Genomic DNA, 16,061 nt, shown 5'->3' with positions numbered 1-16,061 from the left:
ACCATCCGACGGGGCCGCCGAGCTCCCACAGGACGTCATGGGCCCGAACCAACCGAAACGGAGAACGCCGATGACCATCCAGCCCGGCCAGATCTACCGAGCCGTTTGCCCCAACAGGGCCGACCCGCTTGAGCGACACATCCGCATCAAGGTCACCGCCGAACCCAACCGGTTTAACCTCAGTCGCTGGACCGCTGGCAAGGTCCAAGTCGTCACTCTCACTGACGAAGGGCGGGAGGTTCGGCCCCGCTCCATCAAGGTGAACAAGCTTCACGCCAGCGCGACCACCCGCGACGGTCAGCCCCGCCGCACCGGCTACGTCATAGAGACCCAGCCCGCCCGCTGCCGCTGTCACAGTCGAGACGGTCTGACCGTCAGCCGACACGAGAACGACTGTCCGCTCGCCACCCAGCCCGGCGGGAGCAGTTGATGACCACCCGACCCCGTAAGTACTGACCATCTGCGGTCCTGCCGGCTGCTCGCCGCCGAGTCCTGCCGCGTTCGGCCCGCACCGGCCGGCAGGGGACGGCGCCACCACACTGGGAGGTCCCGAATGGAACTGCTGCAGCTCGGCGCCCCCGCCGACTCGGGCTTCCGCCTCGACCTCGACGGCACCGCCCGCTTCCTCCATGAGGGCTACACCGTCGCGCTCCAGGTGCGCCGCGCCACCCCCGAGGACGTCCGGTCCTACTACGAGCTGCTGGAGAGCGACCGTCACGACGTCCTTTTCACCGGCACGGTGACGCTGGAAGGCATCGATGCGGGCACGGCCTGCGCCGTCGCGAACGAGCGCGACGGTTACAGCATGAGGCAGGCACTGGAGGAGGTTCTACGCGACGCCGTCGACGATGTCCGCCGTACTGCCGTCCGCCTGAGCGCCCGAGTGGAGCAGATCGACCGCACGCTCAGCGCGCAGCAGTCGTAACAGCTTCACCACCCCGACAGAGCACGGAAGTTGGTCCCGACGAGCAGCACCCGGCCGCGCTTGTCGCAACGCTCCTGATGTCGACAACCGTCACCCGCACCAAGCCCGCGCTCAATGAGAACGAGGGCGTCTACCGGCCGGACGGCGGCGTTCTTCCGATCCGCTGAGTGTCGCTGCCCCGCTGCCATCTCCACCCACTTACGCCTGCGAAAGCGAGAAGTCTTCATGCCCGCATCCACGATCGTCGCCTCCGGCGGGGAGTTCCGCCTCTACGGAGACTCCGTGCAGACCTTCGCCGATCTGCCCGTGGCCACCTACGCGATCTCCTTCTCTCAGGTGGCCGGCTACAGCCTGCGCCAGACGGAGTCGCTGACATCCGCCGAAGAGACCGTCTACGGCAGCCACGCCTCCCGTGTACAGCGGATCGTCACCGGCTACTCCGCCATGGACCGCTCGCTCGGTGTCATCCTCTCCGGCGACAAGGGCATGGGCAAGAGCCTCATGCTCCGCCTGCTCGCCGAGCGTATGCGCGAGGAACACCACCTGCCCACCGTGCTCGTGCAGCACAACACGCCGGGGCTGGCCGCGTTCCTCGACGAGCTGGGCGAAGTCGTCGTCGTCTTCGACGAGTTCGAAAAGATCTTCTCCAACGAGGACGACGAGTCGCAGAACCAGTTTCTGAGCCTGTTCGACGGGCTGAGCACGACGAAGCGCCTCTACGTCCTGTCGGTCAACGAGCTGCACCGCGTCAACGACTACATGCTCAACCGCCCCGGCCGCTTCCACTACCACATGCGCTTCGCCTACCCCGAGCCCGACACGGTCGCCACCTACCTGCGCGACCAGGTGCCCGGAGTAGCCGAGAAGCAGGTGGCCGAGATTGTCGACTTCTCCCGGAAGTACGACATCAACTTCGACCACCTGCGGGCGATCGCCTTCGAGCTGCGCCTGGGCGAGTCGTTCGCTGAGGTGATCGGTGACCTGAACATCAAGCGCAGCGAACACGCCAGCTCGCGGATCGAGGCCCACATCACCTGGAAGAACGGCGACACCGACGTCTTCGACGGTCGTGTCGATCTGTTCAACAGCGACAGCCTGCAGACCATCAACGACTGGGACACCGGCACCGGGTTGCAGTTCCGCATGCGCGACGCAGTCCCGTCCGAGGACGGCTACCTGCTCCCGGATGGTGCCTTCACGCTCACCGACCTCCGTGACGAGGACGACAGGTCGCCCGACGACGAGAGGGACCTGCGTGCCGCCGCGGTGACCCTGTGTCGTCCCCCGAAGTATTCCATTGACTTCTGAGGACGCCCCCCATCCGAACCGCCGAGGAGCCACTCCGGTCTCCTCGGCGGTTCGCTGTCCGGCTCACGCGTTCCTGTACAGAAAGCAGCCTTCGACCATGCTCAAGTACCGCATCGTTTCCGAGCCCGACCCCGGCGCAGAGCATCGTGAGCCCCGAAGGGCCAACCTTTGCCTCGGCACGGCCCGTCTCGTTACGGTCATCGACTCCGAGGACCTGTTCTGGGCGACCGGGCGTGAGCTGACCCCCTTCGGCAACGACCCGCATTGAACGCCATGCAGCCAGATCCGACTGTGCTGCTCGTCTGCCTGGCCGTCGCTGCGCTCGGCATCCTGTGCCTCGCCATCGGCGTTGCCCGTAAGAAGCCGTTGTCTTTCCGGACGTGGTCGCTGGGTTTCTGCTGGTCAGGCGTGAACTTCGTGGTGTCGAGGAAGAGTCGGGCTGTCGCGTTCGTCCGGGATGACACGGAGGTGGTCGGTGGCGTCGGTCATGGGCTTGCTGGAGGCTCGCGAGGCGGCTGCGCGGGTGCGGGTCGACGAGCTCCGTGCGGAGGTGGAGCGGGTGATGGCCGAACTGGCGGATGCCGAAGTCTTGTTGGAACGACGGACGATCGCGATCGCGGAGTTGGCCGAGGCCCTGGCCGCGCCGGAGCCGGAGGCCGAGGAGCCGGTGCGGCCGGTGTCGGTGCCGGTGGTGGTGAAGGTCCCGGTGGCCGGGTCGGTGGTGCCCCTCTGGCGGGAGGGCCTGACCGCGGCGGCGCTCGCGCCGGACTACCAGCGGCTGGTGAGCGTGTTGGAGGCCGAAGCGGGCGGAGCCGGTCTGCGGGCCGGGGAGTTGGCCTCTCGGCTGGGTCTGGAGCGGGTGCCGGCGAAGGTCGAGGGGGTGCGGTCGAAGGCGAAGCGGCTGGTGGAGCGGGGCTGGCTGGTCGAGGAGCGTCCCGGGGTGTTCACGCCGCGACGGGCGGCCGGGTGACCTGCCCGGCGGCGGAACGGGCCGGGTGTCGGGCGAGGCGGCGTCCCATGAGCATGGTCATGGACCACAGGACGACGGCTTCGCTGCTGGCGGGCAGGGTCTCGTAGTCCCGGGCCAGGCGCCGGGAGCGCATCAGCCAGCTCAGCGTGCGCTCGACCACCCACCGTCTCGGGAGCACCACGAAGCCGCTCGTGTCGTCGTTGCGTTTGACGATCTCCAGGGTGAGCTGGAGCATCTCGCGGGCCCAGTCGACGAGGCGGCCGGTGTAGCCGCCGTCGGCCCACAGCAGGCGGAGCTTGCGGTAGCGGGCGCGGAGGTGTTGCAGCATGCCGCAGGCGGCGTCGCGGTCGGTGGTGTCGGCCGGGGTGACCAGCACCATCAGCAGCAGGCCGAGCGTGTCCACGATGACGTGCCGCTTGCGCCCGTTGATCAATTTTCCGCCGTCGAAGCCCCGTGAGGCGGCCGGCACCGAGGCGGCGCCCTTCACCGACTGCGAGTCGATGATCGCCGCAGTCGGCTCGGCGTCGCGGCCTTCGCTCGCGCGGACCTTCCCGCGCAACCGGTCGTGGAATTCGGCGACCAGCTTGGTGTCGCGCCAGCGTCGGAGTGAAGTAGGCCGCCGACGAGGTGCCCGTGGCGCGGGTCCTTTTCCGACGGCCCCTTCCCGAACGGTGCGGGCTAGTTTCCCAGCACACCGCTCTCCAGTGATCTTTTCCGGATGGATGAGGTCGCTCGTCCCGCGTGGATGTTCTCGTGGCAAGGTCGACAGACGACCAAGGTCTTGCGTCGTCTCATTGCCATTAACTTCACCCATACGGGGCGCTCGGCCCGGCCTTGCTGCTTGACATCGGCGAGTTTCCGAATGTGATGGACCTCAATCCGGCTCGTTGATCCGCACATCTCACAGCAATCTGCGAGGAGCCGCTTTACCAACTCGGTGGTGCTGATGTAGTTGGGTTTCAGCGGTTCCCGGTCGGCTACTACCGCTGTGCGCTGTCGCTTGAGCGGGATCCCGCCGAAGCGGGCAACCAGCGCCTTCTTCTCGCCTCCGCGCTCAACGATAACTTCAAAGCACTTTCGAGGGCCATCCGAAGTATCGGTGGTCGCCTGGTACTTGCGAGCCATCTTCGTGACGGTCGATCTGTGCTTCGATGCCAGTGTTTTGAGCATGGATGTCTCCATCGCCCATTGCAGGCGGTTCAGGCGGGAGACGTTCTGCGCGAGAAGGTAGTACTGCACGAGTCCCCGATACTCGGCTTGGTATGTCGCCACGATCGAGAAATCGCTGTCGTGGAGAAGTACACCACGGAGTTTCGGTTTTCCGCCGCTCATGTAGGAGGCACAACGCCGCCGGATTACCTCGCGTGGCACGAAAAGCCCGATGGCACCGTTGACGGAGCGTCGTGGTCCCGTGAGCTTCGTGTCGCATCGCTGGGCTTTCACTTCGTAGCCGAGGAAGCGCGCCGCCTGGCTGGTGGCGTGCGTGACCAGGGTCTTGGATTCGGAGAGTTCCAGCCGGAGTTCATCCAGAAGGAATGCTGTGATCCGCGCCTTGATCTCCTCGGCTTCGTGCTTGGGCCCAGCGAAACCGAGCAGCCAGTCGTCGGCATACCTGACATACCGTAGGCGCCGAAAGCCTGGATCATAGGGGTCTTTGCTCGGCAGGCTCCGCATTTGGAGCCGGAGTTGCCGTACTGCGGCGCGATCTCCGTGCCGCTTCGCCCGGTTCATCCGACTCTCGAGCCGATGGTACTCGGGATGATGCCGTCGTTTTCTGCCGCGGTTGTATTCCGGCAGGAGCTTCTGCTCAATGAACTGATCGAGCCTGTCAAGATAGATGTTGGAGAGGACGGGCGATGCCACACCGCCTTGGGGAGCCCCACTCAGCGTGGCGTTCCACCGCCAGTCTTCCAAGTATCCGACCCTGAGCATGGCCCGGATCAGCCGCAGGAACCGGCCATCGTGGATCTTCTCCCCGAGGATCGTGAGCATGACCTCGTGGTCCAGGCTGCCGAAGCAGTCGGAGATGTCTCCCTCGACGAACCAGCGCGTTCCGGTCCAGTACTTCACCACGTCCTGCAACGCGGTGTGACAGCCCCTCTTGGGGCGGAACCCGTGAGAGCGATCGGAGAATTGGACGTCGTAGTACGCCTCCAATAACAGACGTACGACCTCGGCGACCAGTTTGTCCGACCACGTCGGCAAGCCAAGCGGGCGCTTCTTTTTCGTACCGCCCTTCTTGTCAATGTAGACCCGCTTGACGGGCGTCCATCGATACGACTCCGACCGCAGTGTGCCGATGATCGTGTCAATCTTAGCCCGTGACATGCCGTCCACGGTCTCCCCGGTGACCCCAGGAGTCATCGCACCGGAATTCCGGTAGATGCGCCCATAGGCCATCAGAAAGAGCTGCGGATTGAACAGTTGCCGGTAGACTCTTTCCAACGGCAGGCTTCGCCTGCCGCGTTCCCGGATGACGTCCAGAACTGTTTCGGCGCTCTGCATTGCGCATACCTCCCCTAACTGGACGTCGAGTTCACCTGTGCCCCTTCGCCCTCATTCCGGCTTTCCCGGACTTCATGGCCGGTCGTAACTCCGGCGACTACTACGGGCACTCCGTCGCCATAGGGCTCGCGCCCCTTAGGCGATCCCGTGGTACGACTTCGCTGTACGTATCGAGCACGACGTAGGCCGCCCACTCATCTCCTTGACCGCCCTCACTGGGCGACGCCCCTCTCCTCGGAGGTTGCCGTCCGAACCTGTTCTTCAGTCCCCGGCAAGGAGAGGGCACCGGTTTCAGGTGTCGTTCCGGTGAGTTTCTACTTGTGCCACTGGAGATTGGGCTTCAAGCAATCCAGCCTTGGCCATATCGCGCGAGTCTTGCGGCACTCCGTCCTGAACACCTCCAGACGGCCACCGCTTTCCTGACATGCTGTTGTCCCCTTCGGCTTTCGCCTCCAGGTAAGTCAGGCGACCCAGAAACATTCCTCCAAGTTCCTCCCGAGTGAGTCGGGGATACAGCGAAGCGCCTCACGGCGCACAGAAAGCGTAGACCCGGTCCCAGGCAGGAAAGTCGGCCGGCATCGCCCGCCACGTGATGCCGCCCGCGACCAGGTAGCGGATCGCGTCGATCATCTGGCGGTGGCAGTAGCCCTCCGGCTGCCCGCCCTTGCCACTCATCCAGGCGGGCACGGGCAGCTGGTCACGCACGGCCGCCCACTCGGCGTCCGTCATGTCCGAGGGGTAGGCCCGCTTCCGGTCAGGCCGATCGGCCGCGTTGCCGTACACATGAGCGAGGCAATCACACGACGACACACGGGAGTTGGACGAAACCGCCGACAGCGCGACAGACTGCAACACCAGGGCCTCCTGCTGTCTGCTCATGGACTCGACACCCTTGAGCTGTGCAGGAGGCCCTACCTTCACGCGCCGACCGCCCCACGATCACCCGATCGGGACTTCCGTTCGACCGACAAGTGCCTTGATCGGTACGACAACGGCTACTTAACTTGACACACCCGCCTTGACTGCCCTTGGCGGGCTTGATACCGGCCGATCCGCCAGCGAGGAATCGCGCAGCCCTGCGCCGGCTGGTTCCAGGGCCGCCTGTTGCGTCTTTCAACTGTGTGTCGATTCGGCCTGCCCGGGTCCTTGTTGGTAATGGTGGCTATTCATGAGGGGTGAGTTCGCGGGGGTGGACCGGCTTCGGTGTGCCTAGCGGTCCTGGGTGGCGACTCGTTTGAGTGCCATTTCTCGATCTTGAGGCAGGACCTCAGCGGGGTACTTTGGTCCATCAGATGGATGGGAGGGGCCGATGTCGCTTCAGGGGTTCGATCCGGACCGGGTCGCAAGGATCACTCCGCTGATTGCCGAGTGCAGACCGTTGCTGAGTGCCGCAGGTATGGACGCTGTGCAGGAGCTACTGAGTGCTCGGGGGGTGGGTGTGATGGACTCGATCGTCGTCACGCGGGAACTGCTCGGTGCAGGTCCGACCGCGCTGGGCGATGCGAAGGGCACCGTGCTGTCCAGCCCGTCACGAAGTGTCGAGCGACGGGTGCATCAGGACCTGGTAGAGGGGCTGCTAGATGCACTTGATCAGGTAGCTGAAGATGGACGTTAGCCATCGTCGATATCTGCGGGCCCACTGGCATCGCCGCAGCCCTGATCTGCTACCGCCGCCTCGCCCGCATCGGTGGACGGGACCGGTCAGCGTGAGACCGCTCCGACGCTGCGAACCCACACAGGAAAGGGCGCGATCACCCCGAGAACGGTCTCGACGCCGTTGGGGACGTTGCGGTTGACCTGCACCTCGCCGTCCTGGTCGATCACAGCGATCTGGGACCGCTTGCGGTGCACTTCGATTCCGACGTAGACAGACATTGCCGGGCCTCCTTCCCGAGCACGTATGTACGTACCCGGACGATAGGCATCGTCGGGCTGTGCACGGAAGGGGGCCCGACCCTCATAGGGTCAGTTCAGAAGGCACTTTCGCGTTCCCGCTCACGATCCGGACGCCGCCGCAGGTGAAACGCGCAGGCTAACCGAATGTGCACAGATGACTGGCGAAGGTCGCCGCGCCGGACGAGAAATAATCATTAGGAGGAAGTGGCCTTATGTCGCCTTAGTTCTATAATCTCCCATCATCTTTGATCGATTATCGTGAAATGTCCATGGTGTGAAAAGTCGGCTTTATGTTGCTTTTGCTACTTCGTGGGTGGGTGGGTGTGGATTGGCTCGAATGTTCAGATTTTCCGTCTTTGTGTTCCTGGCTGGGTTATTGTAGTGGGTGGAGCCGGGTAAGGGGGTCTGCCGTGTGCAATTGACTTGAAAGTAACCTCTCGTGGAAGGTCGGAGCGTTCCCAGGGGCTGGCGGCGACGAGGCGTACGGCCGGCTCGGCGCCCCTGCTGTGGATCTTGATCTGGGTTCTGGGGTGGGTAGTCACCGCCTGTTGCGGGCATCTCGAGCGTGGGTTTGGTGCTGGGTCGCTCGCATCCTGCTCTTGGGTGGGTATCGGCGATCGCCGGGCGTCTCTAGTGCCGCTACCTGCGAAAACTACCAGCTCTTCATACTGGGCAAGTCGCTGGCTGATCAATGGAGACTCCAACAGCTTTCGCGCTGCTGCCGACGGTTGGATCACGACCTGGGGCCGGAAGGTGAGGTGGCCGCTCATCGCGGCTGACGTGATGGCCTGTCCATCTGCAGTAGAGGGGTACAGGTCTAGACCCATCGAGTTTCGGTCGCATTGGTTGCTCCTTATAGCTCGACCCCTTGTTGTGGTCATACCGTCTGAATCTCTGATCCGGAACGGGTCAGTGGATGGTGAGGGGTGTGTTGACTTCCGTGCGGGTCAATCAGAAGGCCTCTGATGCACTTTGCGGCAGGCCGCAGGACCCAAGGCGGCGGGCGGAAGAACGGCTTGTCGGCAGGACAGGCGGACGCTGAACGGAGTGCAGAATGGGTGAGATAGTTAGTGACTGGCACAGTCTGGGTGATGAGGAGATCTCGCAATATGCAGCTCAGGGATACCTTCATCTGCGCGGACTTTTTAACCAGGCGGAAATTGATCTCGGGCTGGAGATCGTAGACCGTGCGGTTCGTTCACTGGCCACTGGAGAGGATTCCGTTCCCTACCACGCCAGCTACTTCAATGAGGGTAGCCGGAAAGACTTGGTGCGGGTGCGGAATGCTGTGGCCCAGCAACGCGAGATAGCGTACTTTCTCGATCACCCGAGACTCATCGGACCGATGGTCTCGTTGCTCGGCCATGGGTTGCATGTGCTGGGCTCGGAGGTCTTCTATCGCGACATCGACTCGGCGCCCCACGAGCCCTGGCACATCGATGGCGGTCCCGCAATGCACGCCGTGAAGATTGACCATACCCGGCGCAGTCTGCAGGCCAAGGCGCAGATCTTCCTCACGGAAGTTTCCGAACCCCGTTCTGGAAATTTCCTGTTGATCCCGGGAAGTCACACCTGGCCCGCGCCCACACCCAGCGACATCGAAGAGATGAACAGGCAGCAGCGCGCGGGAGGCGTCCCCGGGGCGGTGACCGTGCGCGCGAAGCCAGGCGACGTGCTGCTGTTTCCGTACTCGCTGTGGCATGCCGTCGACTGCAACGTCCGCGCGCCGCGCAAGAGTTTCATTCTGCGATTCGGGCACTTGTGGCACCGGCCGCACGACTACCACGCACAGCCTCGCGAGGTGCTCGACGGTCTCTCGCCACGCCTGCGCCGAATGCTCGGTGATTTCGGGGAAGAATCGCACCCGATGGACTACTACAAACCGACCGACAACGAAGTCGTGATGAGTGACGGCGGCGACTACACCTCTCTGGTGCCGGCTTCCCTGCTCGAACGGCACGGCGCGGCGGCTTTTGGACCCGCTTCCTGGCCGACTCGTGAGCGTTGGACGGTCTGCAATGGAAGCCCGACACCGGCACCGAGATGAGCGGGAGGGGAAACGAGTTTCCGTGCAACTCAAACGATACGAGCTGACCCCGCAGATGCGGGACTACGACAAATTCAACGATGCCGGTGAGCGGCGCTATATGCCCCACCTCATGTATTTCGGGCGGACCGATTTCTCGTCGCGGACGGTCAACACCGACGGGGCTGGCTTCAGGATCAGCACGGGGCCGGACGGGATTGGGGCCTCCGCTGCAGGGCACGTCCCACCAGGGCCGGTTCGTATTATCACGGGTGGCTCGACCGCCCTGGGGGTGGGCGCCACCAGCGACGCCAACACGCTGGCATCCCTGCTGTGGCGCCGCTACGCTCCGGCCGCGCCATGGCTTAACTTCGCTGGCCACTGCTTCAACCCCACACAGGAGGCCCTGCTCTTTACGCTGTACCGGCACTTGCTGGGGGACGTCAGCGAGATCGTCATCTTCTCGGGGGTCAACGCGATGATTCTCGCCCGCCTGCCTGAGTGGCAGCAGGGCGAGCACGGCGCCTTCTTCTTCTGCGGAGACTACTTCGCGAAGATGGCGGAGCTGCGAGAGCAGGACCGCAGGCCGGCGAAGCGCTTCAGCCGTTGGGCAAAGCCGGCCGCCAGCACCGCCGCGATCGCGACGTTCGAGGACGTGTGCCGTGACATCGACACGGTGATCGCCTGCGCTGCGGAGACGACGCTCCGCCAGCTCGACGTGTGGCGGCGCATGGCCGGGCCCGAGACCCGCATCTCTTACGTGCTCCAGCCGATGTCGCGGTGGATGCGCCAGACCTCGACGCCGGAGGAAGCGGTCCTCTTTGAGGAGCGGGACCGGATCTACAAGCGCGGCGTCTGGGAGGAGCTCTACGGGGATGTCGCTACGGCGGCGGTCTCGCAGGCATTCGCGGCAACTCTGCGAATCGGCTGTGAGGAGCAGGGAGTCCGGTTCTTCGACCTGAACCCCGTCGTCGCCGAGGCGACCACGAAGGATGACTGGCTCTTCGTCGACCGGGTGCACTACAACGACGCGGGCCACGACATCGTCGCCAGGATCACGGCCGAAGCACTCGAACTCTCCTAGCCCGCAGCTTTCACGACTGCGCAGCGCGCGCCCACCTGAATGAGAGACGGCATGGCTTTCTTACGCAAGATCATCGACAGGGTCCTCAGGCGCCGGAAGCGCGCACGGCGGAAGGAGGACGCATCGATCTATCCGATGTTCTGACCGCGCGCGACTCCTCTCGACAGGTGTGCTGAGTCCATGATCAGGGAGCGCCCATGCACGACGACATTACTAGCAGCGGCGCCGGCTCCGCCTTTCGGCAGCTCTACGCCCGCGCTGCCGATCCAGAAGCGCGGATCCCGAGTGGCGAGTTGATCGATGTGGTCCGCGCGGAACTGCATCAGGCCGCCACCGACATCGGCCGACCGCTCGACAGCCTGGTCCGAACGGCGGCCGAGTGGTCGTCCGCCGAGGCGGAGCGGTTCCGGGCGGTGGGGAGCCTCGCGGACAGCGGCACCTCTCGGCTCCTCGTCCGCAGGGCCGCTCTCGGCTGGGCCCCGCTCGGCCTCGCGGCCGGGGCCTGGCTTCAGTGGCTGACCGCCCCCGGGATCGCAGACTCGCCGCTGTCCCTGCAGATGCTCGCGCTTTACGCCTCCGACGTTGGCGTCGGCCATCCTGGTGCTGCCAGGAGCAACGCCTACCTCGGCCTGCTACGGCTGCTGCGGGCCTCGGAGAACGCTGTGCCGTACGCTCGCGTCGCTGGTGATCGGCGGATCGCGGACGCGGCGTTCCGTCTGCCAGCCCTCCTGCTCCTGATGAGCCGGCGGCCGGACGACTTCCGTGAGGAGCTCATCGGAGCGGACCTGTGCCTGCGTGCCGTGGGGTTCCCGCCGCCGCTCGCCCTGGTCAGGGCGGAGCTGCGGGCGGATTGGGAGGCGATCGACTACTCGGGCTCAGAGGATCGCGGTCCCTCGCCGATCGGGCGGTGCCGCGACATCGCAAACTCCCTGGTGCAGGCTGGTCCGGAGTCGGCGGCCCGGGTACACGTCGGCTTCGGCTGGACGCTGGCCGTGCTGAGCAGCCACGTCGGGGCGTTGCACGACGAGCTGTGCGCGTCGCTCGATCCCGGGTTCGAGATGGTCGAGCTGATGCGGCTGCGCGCCAGGGAAGGCTCGGTCTACCACCATCAGGTCCTCCTCGAAGGGCGGCCGCTGTCGGAGTGGTTGAAGGACTGCCGGGCCGACCCGAAGCCGTTCCTCGCCGTGCTGGCGCGCAGCAGGCTAGTTAAGCCCGGACGCTCCGGTGCCAGCCCTCTGGTCAAGGAGTTAGTCGGTGAGCGTGGCCCTATGTTCCGGGTCTTCTCGCCGGACGATCTCCTCGTCATCAGCCGGTGGATCGACGCCCTCGCCGGGCCTGCCCCCGGGAACGCAGCCGGGCCCGGTGCCAGCGCGGGCACGCCGGCTCCCGCAGCGGGGCCGTCCGCCCCGCAGCGCTCGGCGGAGCTTTCGACCCTGCTGGCGGCTGATGCCCCGTCCGGCGGTGCCCCGTGCGACCTGCGCGAGGCGTACCACACACTCATGGTGCGCACTGGTGGTCCGGGGCTCGACGACTGGTGCCTGCGATACGTCCGGGGGTGGCTGGCCCGCGCCCGGCACCGCATGGACTCTTGGTCGGTGCCGCTCCCCACGCGGTGGACCACCGACGGCCTGCGGCCCTGGTTACTGGCGCAGCACGACCGGCACGGAGCGCAGTTCGAGGAGAGTGCGAACGCCCCGCTGCCGTCGCGTGAGGCCGTGGTGGCCGACGCCGTGCAGACGGCTCCGCTCACCCTGATCGACGGAAGCTGGCTGCAGGGCTTCACCGACTACGAACTGGCGTCGTCCGACATCGGCCACTCGCTCTTCGCGACCTACTGGGACGAACTCGGCAATGGTGAAGCCGCGCTTAACCATCCCCTGATTTACCGTCAGGTCCTCAAGGAGATGGGCATCGACCTGCCGCCCACGGCGTCACCGGAGTTCGCGCGCTGGCCGGGCTTCCGAGACGCGTCGTTCGAACTTCCCGTCTACTGGCTGTGCATTGGGCGCTTCCCGCGCACCTTCCTGCCCGAAGTGCTCGGCCTCAACCTCGCCATGGAGTTGTCCGGTGTGGGCGGCACCTACCGCAGAGCTGGAATGGCACTGCGGGCGTACGGCTTCAGTACCCGCTTCGTGGACATCCACAACACCATCGACAACGTCGCCACAGGGCATTCCGCGTGGGCGGCCGACGCCGTCGACGCCTTCATGGCAGGCCTGCCGGACCCTCCCGGGCCGGGCAGCCGGGCGGAGGCCTGGGAGCGGTTGCGGGCCGGCTACCGCTCGCTCAACCCGCCCGGTGGGTTCCTGGCCCGTCGGGCTGCCCGTCGCGGCCTGCTCGCGGGAAGCCAGTGGCGAAGTGCCGCAGCGGTCACGCCGCAGACGGAGGAGCGCACCGATGTCTGACCTAATTCTCGGGATCTCGGCTTTCTACCACGACAGCGCAGCCGCGCTCGTCCGCGATGGGGTCCCCGTTGCGGCAGCGCAGGAGGAGCGCTTCAGCCGGAAGCGGCACGATCCCTCGCTCCCGGCCCATGCGATCCGCTACTGCCTCGACGAGCTGGGGGTGTCCTTCGGTGACATCTCTGCGGTCGCCTACTACGAGGACCCGCGGGTGAAGTTCCGCAGGGTGCTGGCCACACTGATCGGCGCCGCGCCCTCTGCTCTCGGCTCGTTCCGCGAAACGCTGCCGGATTGGTTGCGCTCTGATGGCAAGCTTCGGACGCTCCAGGTCCTCCGGCGTGAACTGGACTCTCTGGGCCGGGGGAAGGCTCCGGGCATCGCTGCAAGGAGGCACCACGAGTCCCACGCGGCCTCGGCGTTCTTTCCCAGCCCGTACCGGTCGGCCGCCGTGCTGTGTGTGGACGGCGTGGGCGAGTGGGCGACTACAAGCCTGTGGCACGGCCAGGGCACCGGCCTCACGCCGCTGGCCGAGATCCGGTTTCCGCACTCGCTGGGGCTGCTGTACTCCGCACTGACCTATTTCTGCGGTTTCAAGGTCGATTCCGGTGAGTACAAGCTGATGGGCCTGGCCCCGTACGGTGAGCCCCGGTACGCGGACCTGATGAGGGAGCGGCTGATCGACATCAAGCAGGACGGGTCGTTCCACCTGGACATGCGGTACTTCGCGTACCTGCGCGGGCGGGTGATGACCGGCCGGGCGTTCGAGAAGCTCTTCGGGGGCCCGCGGCGCATGCCGGAGGGGCCGCTCACCCAGCGCGAGTTCGATCTGGCCGCGTCCGTCCAGAGTGTCACCGAGGAGGTGATGCTCCGCCTGGCGCGTACTGCACGAGAGCGCACCGGCGAATCCACGCTCTGCCTGGCTGGCGGAGTTGCGCTGAACTGCGTCGCCAACGGGGAGATCATCAACAGCGGCATCTTCGACGAGGCGTGGATCCAGCCTGCCGCAGGCGACGCCGGCGGGGCCTTGGGGGCGGCGATGGCGGTGGCGATGGAGCGGGGAGCGGTGCGCGCCCACGTCGGCAGCGGACGGGACGCGATGTCCGGCTCGCTGCTGGGCCCCGCTTTCGACGACGCGCAGATCGCCGAGTATCTTCGGAGCCACGGCATTCCGCACCATCAGCGAGACGCTGCTGGCCTGGCTGAGGACGTCGCGGGGGCATTGGCCGAGGGCAAGATCGTCGGCTGGTTCCAGGGCCGCATGGAGTTCGGGCCCCGGGCCTTGGGCGCCCGCTCCATCTTGGGGGATCCGCGTGACCCCGTAATGCAGTCCGCGATGAACCTCAAGATCAAGTTCCGCGAGTCGTTTCGCCCGTTCGCGCCATCCGTGCTGGCCACGGATGCCAAGGACTATTTCGACCTTCGTCAGGAAAGCCCGTACATGCTGGTTGTGGCGCCGGTGGCGGCGGCTCAGCGGCTCCCGGTGACCGAGACCGGCACGACAGGCATTGATCTTCTGCGTGTGCGGCGCTCCACGATCCCCGCCGTTACCCACGTCGACTGCTCCGCGCGCGTGCAGACGGTCACCCCGGAGAGTAACCCCGCTTACCACGGGTTGCTGACCTCTTTCAAGGCGCGCACCGGCTGCCCGATGCTGGTCAATACGTCTTTCAACGTCCGTGGCGAGCCGATCGTGAACTCACCGCACGACGCCTACACCTGCTTCATGCGCACGGACATCGACATGCTCGCGATGGGCGGCTTCCTGTTGCACAAGAGTGAGCAACCGCCGTGGTCCGAGGAGGGTGACTGGCGTGCGGACATCCCCCTTGACTAGCCCGTCCTGCCGACCGCATCCGCCGCGGAGGTTCTGAGAGATGCTATTCGTCGTCTACTTCCTGATAGCCATGCCCCTCGGGCTGGCGAGCCGGATCCTTCATGATCCGCTCTCGCGACGTCGCAAGCGGCGGGCGGAAACCTACTGGATCGAGTCTACCGTCGCGCCGCGTGACCGCGCCTTCCCGCCCCGGCACTGACCATCAGGAGGATCCTAACCATGACCAAACCCGTTTCCGACCTCCCAGGGGAGGGAAAGACCTCCGCGTATTTCGGCGGCGGCGCCGCCCTCTACGACCGGTCGAGGCCCGCCTATCCGGACGCTATGGTCTCCTGCATCGTTGCCGCCATGCCGGGGCACGAGGTGGTGAACGTCGGCTGCGGCACCGGCATCGAAGCACGGCAGTTCCAGGCGGCCGGGTGCACCGTGCTCGGCGTTGACCCCGACGCGGAGATGGCGGAGTACGCCCGCAGTACCGGCGTCGAGGTCGAGGTCGCGACGTTCGAAGACTGGGCGGCAGCGGGACGGCGGTTCGACGCGGTCGTCGCCGGGACGGCCTGGCATTGGGTGGATCCGCTGGCCGGAGCGGCCAAGGCCGCGCAGGTGCTAAGGCTGGGTGGTGTGCTCGCACCGTTCCACCATTCGTCCCACACACCGCCCGAGCTGGCAGAAGCTGCCGGCGGGACGACGTTGCCGGCTTGGACCACCCGCTCCGCCGAGGCATACGGGCGGATCGCGCCCGTCTCCGAGTATGGCTCCGACGGCCGCCGATGCGCAGCCATGGATCTCTACCAGCCAATGTTCGACGCGTTCGCGGACGGCATCCGCCGGACGGGAGCGTTCGGCGAGCCCGAGCAGTGGCGGTTCGACTGGGAGCGGACGTACTCGCGGGACGAATGGCTTGCTCTGGTCCCGACGCAGACTGCCCTTGCCAAGCTCTCATCGGACCAACTGGCGCGGGTGCTGGAAGCCGTCGCGGGTGCCATCGACAGGATGGGCGGCAGCTTCACCATGCCCTACAGCACCGTCGCCGTGACGGCGGTGCGCGTGGACGTTAGCGAGGAGGGCTCAGGCGGTCCGCCCCGGAGCCGGAAAGGGCAGCGGGCCTGAG

The 16,061-nt window shown here is 65.8% G+C and carries 15 protein-coding genes and 1 pseudogene; 12 read left to right on the top strand and 4 right to left on the bottom strand.

Annotated elements, in window-relative coordinates; all coding sequences use genetic code 11:
• Window positions 1–70 precede the first annotated feature (70 nt).
• The 5 genes from ACIO5D_RS16125 to ACIO5D_RS16105 all read left to right on the top strand — a co-directional run bounded on the left by ACIO5D_RS16125 (window position 71) and on the right by ACIO5D_RS16105 (window position 3,203).
• Window positions 71–430: a hypothetical protein gene (locus ACIO5D_RS16125; protein ID WP_400760351.1), complete on the top strand. Its 360-nt coding sequence runs from the start codon at window positions 71–73 to the stop codon at window positions 428–430.
• A gap of 123 nt (window positions 431–553) precedes the next feature.
• On the top strand, window positions 554–925 hold the full coding sequence (locus tag ACIO5D_RS16120; protein ID WP_400760356.1) for a hypothetical protein: 372 nt from the start codon (window positions 554–556) through the stop codon (window positions 923–925).
• Window positions 926–1,150: 225 nt separating this feature from the next.
• A complete protein-coding gene (locus tag ACIO5D_RS16115; protein WP_400795660.1) occupies window positions 1,151–2,233 on the top strand; it encodes an AAA family ATPase in 1,083 nt (360 codons plus the stop codon).
• Between the two features lie 97 nt (window positions 2,234–2,330).
• Entirely contained in the window at window positions 2,331–2,501 is a 171-nt protein-coding gene (locus ACIO5D_RS16110; protein WP_400795657.1) for a hypothetical protein, read from the top strand.
• A gap of 207 nt (window positions 2,502–2,708) precedes the next feature.
• A complete protein-coding gene (locus ACIO5D_RS16105; RefSeq protein WP_400795654.1) occupies window positions 2,709–3,203 on the top strand; it encodes a hypothetical protein in 495 nt (164 codons plus the stop codon).
• On the opposite strand, the pseudogene ACIO5D_RS16100 reads toward ACIO5D_RS16105, so the two are convergent.
• The 3 genes and pseudogenes from ACIO5D_RS16100 to ACIO5D_RS16090 form a co-directional block, all read right to left on the bottom strand.
• Window positions 3,178–3,762: pseudogene (locus ACIO5D_RS16100) on the bottom strand (IS5 family transposase); the annotation flags it as partial. The gene ACIO5D_RS16105 and the pseudogene ACIO5D_RS16100 overlap by 26 nt on opposite strands.
• A gap of 119 nt (window positions 3,763–3,881) precedes the next feature.
• A complete protein-coding gene (locus ACIO5D_RS16095; RefSeq protein WP_400795652.1) occupies window positions 3,882–5,708 on the bottom strand; it encodes a reverse transcriptase domain-containing protein in 1,827 nt (608 codons plus the stop codon).
• A gap of 525 nt (window positions 5,709–6,233) precedes the next feature.
• Window positions 6,234–6,587, bottom strand: a complete 354-nt coding sequence (locus tag ACIO5D_RS16090; RefSeq protein ID WP_400795649.1) for a transposase — start codon at window positions 6,585–6,587, stop codon at window positions 6,234–6,236.
• A 562-nt stretch (window positions 6,588–7,149) separates the two neighbouring features.
• Between ACIO5D_RS16090 and ACIO5D_RS16085 the strand changes: the two genes are divergently transcribed.
• The gene (locus ACIO5D_RS16085) at window positions 7,150–7,323 is read left to right on the top strand and encodes a hypothetical protein (RefSeq protein WP_400795646.1); all 174 of its coding nucleotides are present in this window, start codon (window positions 7,150–7,152) and stop codon (window positions 7,321–7,323) included.
• An 86-nt stretch (window positions 7,324–7,409) separates the two neighbouring features.
• Here ACIO5D_RS16085 and ACIO5D_RS16080 read toward each other — a convergent pair whose 3' ends face one another.
• Complete coding sequence (locus ACIO5D_RS16080; RefSeq protein ID WP_400795643.1) at window positions 7,410–7,583, bottom strand: hypothetical protein; 174 nt, start codon at window positions 7,581–7,583, stop codon at window positions 7,410–7,412.
• A gap of 1,075 nt (window positions 7,584–8,658) precedes the next feature.
• Between ACIO5D_RS16080 and ACIO5D_RS16075 the strand changes: the two genes are divergently transcribed.
• The 6 genes from ACIO5D_RS16075 to ACIO5D_RS16050 all read left to right on the top strand — a co-directional run bounded on the left by ACIO5D_RS16075 (window position 8,659) and on the right by ACIO5D_RS16050 (window position 16,060).
• Window positions 8,659–9,651, top strand: coding sequence for a phytanoyl-CoA dioxygenase family protein (locus ACIO5D_RS16075; protein ID WP_400795640.1), 993 nt, complete (start codon window positions 8,659–8,661; stop codon window positions 9,649–9,651).
• 22 nt (window positions 9,652–9,673) lie between these two features.
• A complete protein-coding gene (locus ACIO5D_RS16070) occupies window positions 9,674–10,714 on the top strand; it encodes an Inducer of phenazine A (RefSeq protein WP_400795637.1) in 1,041 nt (346 codons plus the stop codon).
• Between the two features lie 197 nt (window positions 10,715–10,911).
• Window positions 10,912–13,119 (top strand): iron-containing redox enzyme family protein, encoded by a 2,208-nt coding sequence (locus ACIO5D_RS16065; RefSeq protein ID WP_400795635.1) that lies wholly within the window; start codon window positions 10,912–10,914, stop codon window positions 13,117–13,119.
• The gene (locus ACIO5D_RS16060) at window positions 13,112–14,950 is read left to right on the top strand and encodes a carbamoyltransferase (RefSeq protein WP_400795632.1); all 1,839 of its coding nucleotides are present in this window, start codon (window positions 13,112–13,114) and stop codon (window positions 14,948–14,950) included. The genes ACIO5D_RS16065 and ACIO5D_RS16060 overlap by 8 nt, the downstream gene beginning before the upstream one ends.
• Before the next feature lie 40 nt (window positions 14,951–14,990).
• Window positions 14,991–15,149, top strand: coding sequence for a hypothetical protein (locus ACIO5D_RS16055; protein WP_400795629.1), 159 nt, complete (start codon window positions 14,991–14,993; stop codon window positions 15,147–15,149).
• 20 nt (window positions 15,150–15,169) lie between these two features.
• Window positions 15,170–16,060 carry a class I SAM-dependent methyltransferase gene (locus ACIO5D_RS16050; protein WP_400795626.1) on the top strand — a complete coding sequence of 297 codons (891 nt, stop codon included), beginning with the start codon at window positions 15,170–15,172 and terminating at the stop codon, window positions 16,058–16,060.
• Window position 16,061 lies beyond the last annotated feature (1 nt).

Source organism: Kitasatospora sp. NPDC087315 (assembly GCF_044744345.1).
Lineage (GTDB): Bacteria > Actinomycetota > Actinomycetes > Streptomycetales > Streptomycetaceae > Kitasatospora.
This window is presented reverse-complemented; position numbering and strand designations above follow the sequence as displayed.